The organism is Pseudolactococcus raffinolactis NBRC 100932, from assembly GCF_001591765.1.
GTDB lineage: Bacteria > Bacillota > Bacilli > Lactobacillales > Streptococcaceae > Pseudolactococcus > Pseudolactococcus raffinolactis.
On record NZ_BCVN01000060.1, the window covers coordinates 1 to 5,597 of the forward strand.

General features: G+C 34.6%; 5 protein-coding genes. 1 reads left to right on the forward strand and 4 read right to left on the reverse strand.

Annotated elements, in window-relative coordinates:
• Positions 1 to 250 precede the first annotated feature (250 nt).
• Positions 251 to 1,375 (forward strand): hypothetical protein, encoded by a 1,125-nt coding sequence (locus LRA01S_RS10080; protein ID WP_061775493.1) that lies wholly within the window; start codon positions 251 to 253, stop codon positions 1,373 to 1,375.
• A gap of 36 nt (positions 1,376 to 1,411) precedes the next feature.
• Here LRA01S_RS10080 and LRA01S_RS10085 read toward each other — a convergent pair whose 3' ends face one another.
• Genes LRA01S_RS10085 through LRA01S_RS11355 form a run of 4 tightly spaced genes read right to left on the reverse strand, consistent with a single transcriptional unit; the run spans position 1,412 to position 5,522 of the window.
• Positions 1,412 to 1,744: a hypothetical protein gene (locus tag LRA01S_RS10085; protein ID WP_061775494.1), complete on the reverse strand. Its 333-nt coding sequence runs from the start codon at positions 1,742 to 1,744 to the stop codon at positions 1,412 to 1,414.
• Positions 1,734 to 1,859, reverse strand: a complete 126-nt coding sequence (locus LRA01S_RS11350; RefSeq protein WP_255211719.1) for a hypothetical protein — start codon at positions 1,857 to 1,859, stop codon at positions 1,734 to 1,736. Before LRA01S_RS11350 ends, LRA01S_RS10085 begins: the two co-directional genes overlap by 11 nt.
• The gene (locus LRA01S_RS10090; protein ID WP_061775495.1) at positions 1,843 to 2,421 is read right to left on the reverse strand and encodes a hypothetical protein; all 579 of its coding nucleotides are present in this window, start codon (positions 2,419 to 2,421) and stop codon (positions 1,843 to 1,845) included. Before LRA01S_RS10090 ends, LRA01S_RS11350 begins: the two co-directional genes overlap by 17 nt.
• 5 nt (positions 2,422 to 2,426) lie before the next feature.
• Positions 2,427 to 5,522: a hypothetical protein gene (locus LRA01S_RS11355; RefSeq protein ID WP_255211720.1), complete on the reverse strand. Its 3,096-nt coding sequence runs from the start codon at positions 5,520 to 5,522 to the stop codon at positions 2,427 to 2,429.
• Between the last annotated feature and the right edge of the window lie 75 nt (positions 5,523 to 5,597).

Sequence of the window (5,597 nt, forward strand, 5' to 3'; positions counted from 1 at the left end):
TGAAAAATCTTAAATGATTGATATAAAAGGGTTTAGAATGAATTTCAATAACTAAAAACACTAATTATTATTTGTTAAAATCATTATACTTCATTATTTTGTTTTTGTCAAAAATTCGGATAGATACCTGACTAAATTGCCTTAGTAAATAATCATCTTTATCAGTATTTTTTTTAAAATAATCAAAATAATTACTACATAATCATGATATAATAATCATTGTAATAATTTTGATTTGTAAAGGAAAAATATGAATACATTAGACGAAATATCTTTTGTTGTACTTTCTCAAGAATCCTATGAAGTTGAACAGATGATGTATCAACTAGTTAATTCTTCAAGTACGGGGTTATATACTATTTCTATAGGTTTAATACCACTATTTTCGTCAATTGCTGATGGTTGGCTTTCAATTTTAGAATCAAAAGATATTGAAACTGAAATTTCAGGAACTAAAATCCCTTTTGATAAACTAGTGAAGTCAACGAGAGTCGGTTACAAACTCTTTTCAGATAAAAAAATCAATAGAATTACAAAACAAGTTCAATCTAATTGCAACAACTTTTTATCTTTGCTTAAATCTGATTATAATTTCTTACAAAAAATATATATTAAATGTTTTGGTCAACAAGATTTTGGAGTGTATCACTTGAATACAATACCTTTTGGAAATACAAGCCAATTTAATATATATTTAGATAGTATTTTAGATATATCGACTAACAATACCTTTAAATCACTTGAAAATAAAGGCATGTCATTATTAGGAGAGTATTCAGAAAATTTAGCATCTTTTATTTCATCAACCACTAATAGTTTTGGCTTTAGCTTAAATAAGGAGCTAAAAACTTATGTTCAACAAAATCAGTTTACAAACACCGACTTTTTCTTTTTCGATAACAAAAGAAAAAATATACTTGGTGGCAAATTGCCTACATCCACTCAACTATTCCTTTTTAATATCTATTGTCAAAACAACTTATTTAACTATGCTATCCCATATATATTTCATAGCCACAACAAACTCTATTACCGTTCAAAGATTCAATCATATTTAATATCAATTAATGTATTAAAAAAAGTTCAAAAAAAATGTCAAGACCTACTAAAATCTGAGTATATTGAAGAAATAAATTACTTAATTCACAAAAAAGAACTTTATTTTACTTTTGAAAATAAACTCAGGAATAATATCTTCCATTACCAAATTGAAAATACACCAATAAGTGCATTTTCTGACAAAAATAGATTTTTTGAAGAGATGATTGAATATCATACTGTTATGAAGTTTGATAAATTCATCGAAAAAATTGATAACTATCTTATTCAAATCAATAGTTTAATTTGTTCGATTATTGAATATGATACAAAATAAGCACCTCGGAATTATCCAAGATGCTTATTTTTTACTTTATTTTTCGTCTAACTCGTCAATTTTAATACCTTTTTTCTTCAAAAAGTGTACAAATTCTTGAATCATGGGGTTTAACTGTGCTATGAGTTGCACCATCCGTGCAAGAAAGAACAATAAAGCTAAATTAATAATCATTGTCACTTCTTCAACAAATGCCTTGTCTTTTGAAAAGTTATAAAACTCGTAAACCGCCCAGAAAATGCAAATTGTCGTTATGTCAATGACTGCCCTTCGTTTCAAAGGCGGGTTCATGTTCTCGCCGTCTTTCAGCCAAGTCAAAAGTAGGATAATCAGTATCAAGCCTGAAATTCCTAAAAGTTTATACTCCATTCATGACCTCGCTATCATCAATCAATACTTTCAGTTTTGCATTTTCTAATTCAAGTTGTGCAATCTTCCCAACCAATATATTTATTAATTTTTCTGCATCAATTTGTTGATTCATCTTCACCATCTCCTTTAAATATTCCTTTAGATTGAGCTTCTAACAATGTTTTATTATCAAACCCTTCTTGTAATACAAGTCTTTCGTTTTCATATCCTCGTCTTTTAGCTTTTAACTCCCATGCAAATCGTGCCATAGGCTTATCAGACTTGATTAAAAACTTATCAGATCTAAAATCTTCTACCCAAAATCTAGCATCATCATAGGCTTGCAAGAAAACATGATAAGCAATATCTGTATTAACCGTGTCACTGAATAATTTTTCAATATCAACCCATACTTCGCAATTTTCTCTTGTGTAATTGCCACCAATATCACCTAAATATGATTCTGCCGTTTCATAAGCTGGGGTTGCTCTGACACCATCTCTGGTAACATGGATTGCGTTTTTCTTACCTAAAACGCTAATTCCACCCCAAAACCTCGTGTCACCAATAATAGAGACCCCATTACCCGTTCCCAATCCGGCACTTCCAACATCTACAGATGCTTTGTATTTGCTAGATGTAAGCGATGCTCCACCTTCACCTTGTAAGACAATTCCTCCACCTTCTGCAATCATATCTCCTAATAGTACGCCGATTTTTTTCCAGTCGCTCCAAAGAAACTTTGATAGAAGGTAAAAGTTCCGTCACTAACAATAAAACCATTATTATTTCCGTCCAGCGATTGAAAATAATTTTTGTCTAAATCAAATCTGATTTTAGAGTTATTACCAGCAATATATCCCTTGGTAAATTGAACCGCTCCAGTGTCTAAGTTGAGTGATAGATTATTGCCACTGATAGTTCCTGCGGTTAAAGACTTAGCATTAAGATTGATTACATTCACATTAGCGGCATTAATCGTTCCTGCTGTGATTTTATCAGCAGATAAATTTTGAATAACAGAATTTGGGATGAAAGCAGAACCTGTGAATTTTACTGTATCAGCATTCAATAACAATTGCTTGGTATCGATCAGCGTCCGCCCAGCTTCAACATTTATCTGGCTTACTACATCGCCTTTGGAAACCCTGAGATTAATATTGTCACTTAGTTGAGTTATCTGAGATTGACTAGCAACTTCTTGTGGTGCTATGCACCAATCTGTTGCCTTGTTTCCTTTTTCCAACTTGGCATTTTTAATCGTAAAAGTTGAGTTTAGTTGATGATTATCAAAGCGTAGTCTAAGTTTTGATGCTTCTGAAACTTTTACAGTACTCGAAACTTTAAAGACAATTTCGATATGCCCTCTTTGCTCACTCGCAGTGATTGTTTTAGTAATTGAGGTTGTACCGTTTGTCCCCTTCGCCGAAATAACCGTACCAAAACCATATGGTGTTGAATTAATTTCGGGTCTTGTAGTTCCAGTTGTAGAGGTAGTCTCCCAATCAAAACTCAATGTAATGTAATCATCAACCTCAAAATTAAAAGCTGAGAACTTACTCACCGAAAAGTTGTATTGATCGGTTGCTGTAAAACTATTAGTTTGAGTAATTGTGCTGGTCTTTGCAGTTGCAGTGCCTAAAAGTAAATTTTGTCCGCCAACTTGGATGGCGCTGACATCCGTTACAATACTTGTAATTTGATCACTCAACTGTGTTATCTGAGATTTATCTGCTTTACTTGCTACTGCGTTAGTAATACTCGTTGCGGTCTGCTGAGTTGTACTATATGTTATCAGCTTGTTATTAGTCCATGATTGTACATTAGATGTAACTGCTGTAGCAGATTGAGTAATCTGCGATGCTACTGAAACTTTGTCTGCGTAAGTGCCACTTGCATCAGATTTGCTTAAATAAGTATTAGATACCGTAGTCTTAAATCCACTTAAATCTTGTGATAGTTGAGATAATTCAGTTTTACCTGCTTTTCCACCAACATCAGTTTGTATTTTAGATATTGTTGAGGTTAAGCCATTATACGAACTCTCCAATGTACCTATTTGTGTCGTGTGTCCGTCAGCTTTAGTATTAAGAGCTGTTATTTTGCCACTTTGAACAGTAAAGCTTGATTCTAAACTAGAAACTTTGCCATTGGTTGTATCAACATCTGTTTGATTCGCTTTTAATTTTATCTGTCCCGCCATTGTGGTGATAGCACCCTCTGCGGTCGATACTCTGCCAGTGATTGTATTTACGGTTGTTTGGTCAGCTTTAAGTCCTATCTCCTTATCGGTTTGTTCAAATTCTGTAAATGTTTTTACTTGATTCCAATCTGACGACAATCGCCACTCATATTTATATGGGTCTTCATAAGGCAATGCCGCTGTCCCAACATATTTAGGGATTGCACCTAGTGGGTCTTCTGACGGTGCAGGCGTCCACGGTGTAGGGATGTTCATTGTGTTGGCTAGTTCTTGTTTTGGCTTTCTAACTCTAACCGTGAAACTACCCTCACTTGCACCAATGAATCTAGTCATAAAGCGCGCTTCCGTGTTGACAGAAGGGTCTGCATAAGGAGGTATCGTTGAAGTTTGTGTTATTCTTATCCATTGATTCAACATCTTACTAGGGTCTTTAGGTAAATCAATGTAACATATTTGCTTCCATGAATTTATTGAGCCATCTGTACTTGTAGAATATCGCTGACCAATCCAAAACTCACCAATAGTTGTCCCAGCAGGAAGATTCCAACTTGTGAACATGACATCCATACTCATTGTATATTTATCATTGGGCTTATAATCTCTAGGTTGAATAGAGAAACCATCCCACATGCTTCTACTAACCCATGTATTAGTTCCCTTTATTGTTACTTCTCCGTAGTCATTTTCTACTTTGTCGAAATTTTTAAAGAATCCATCTTTGGTTTTAGCTGAACTGTTAACTAACAGATTCAAATTCGGATAAACGGTAGTGAAACCGTCAGTTCCGTCTGCGCTGTTGGCATAGGCTGTCCAAGGTTTGCGTTCTGGGTTTGGCTCCCATTTGTAATCCGTTGGAGAATTAGAATCTTTGAGAGAACGACCAATATATCTTGGGACTGCGTTGTCGTAGTCGTCTTGCGAACTAAGGACAAATGATTTCCCACTGCCAGCTATGATGAAAACCTTTGTTATCGTTATGATAGTTCCAACTGGTATGTTAGTTAAGCGTATAGTCATTGCTGTTTGTATAGAATTATACAAGTTGCCACCGTTGTTACCTGTTTTAGATACACTTCCTTTTTTCCCAGAAACATTGTTCGTTGAATCAAAGCCAAAAGTCCAAGGTGCCTTAGCGAAAAACATACCTATGGAAGCTCCATCTGGAAGGTCAGTTGATGATTCCCATGAAAATCCGAGAGTAAAGACTTCGTTAAGTGTTGTCCAATTTGATAATGTCTGGTAATTTTGACTTATTTTGAATGCACTAAAAAAATCAGTATTGTTCGTAGTAGTGCTTGTAAGAGATACACCACTAGGACTTTGTGTAATAATATTCTCATTCGGCTTAACCCTAGTAAACCTATCCTTACCGTCTTGCGACCAAGCATAAGCGATATTTGTTCCTAATTTATCTACATTCGCTTGGACAGCTGTTACCTTGTTATCTGTCTCTGCTTTGGATGAGTAAGTGCTAGATACTGTAGTCTTGAAGTTATCAACGGATTGTTGAACTGTTGATACCTTCGTGTCAGTTTGACCTTTAGTGTACACCGTGCTTTTAAAACCGTCGTACTCTTGCTTGAACTGTGACAAGGATGTGTTTGTGTTATCTGTTTTGGTGACTAATGTGCTTACGCCTTGCGCAGTAACATCAATAGCTGTCTCGTT

What these genes read in the sequence shown, in the direction of transcription:
- LRA01S_RS11350 (WP_255211719.1), bottom strand. Translation starts at nt 1,859, where the DNA reads ATGAATCAACAAATTGATGCAGAAAAATTAATAAATATATTGGTTGGG.
- LRA01S_RS10090 (WP_061775495.1), bottom strand. Translation starts at nt 2,421, where the DNA reads ATGATTGCAGAAGGTGGAGGAATTGTCTTACAAGGTGAAGGTGGAGCA.
- LRA01S_RS10080 (WP_061775493.1), top strand. Translation starts at nt 251, where the DNA reads ATGAATACATTAGACGAAATATCTTTTGTTGTACTTTCTCAAGAATCC.
- LRA01S_RS10085 (WP_061775494.1), bottom strand. Translation starts at nt 1,744, where the DNA reads ATGGAGTATAAACTTTTAGGAATTTCAGGCTTGATACTGATTATCCTA.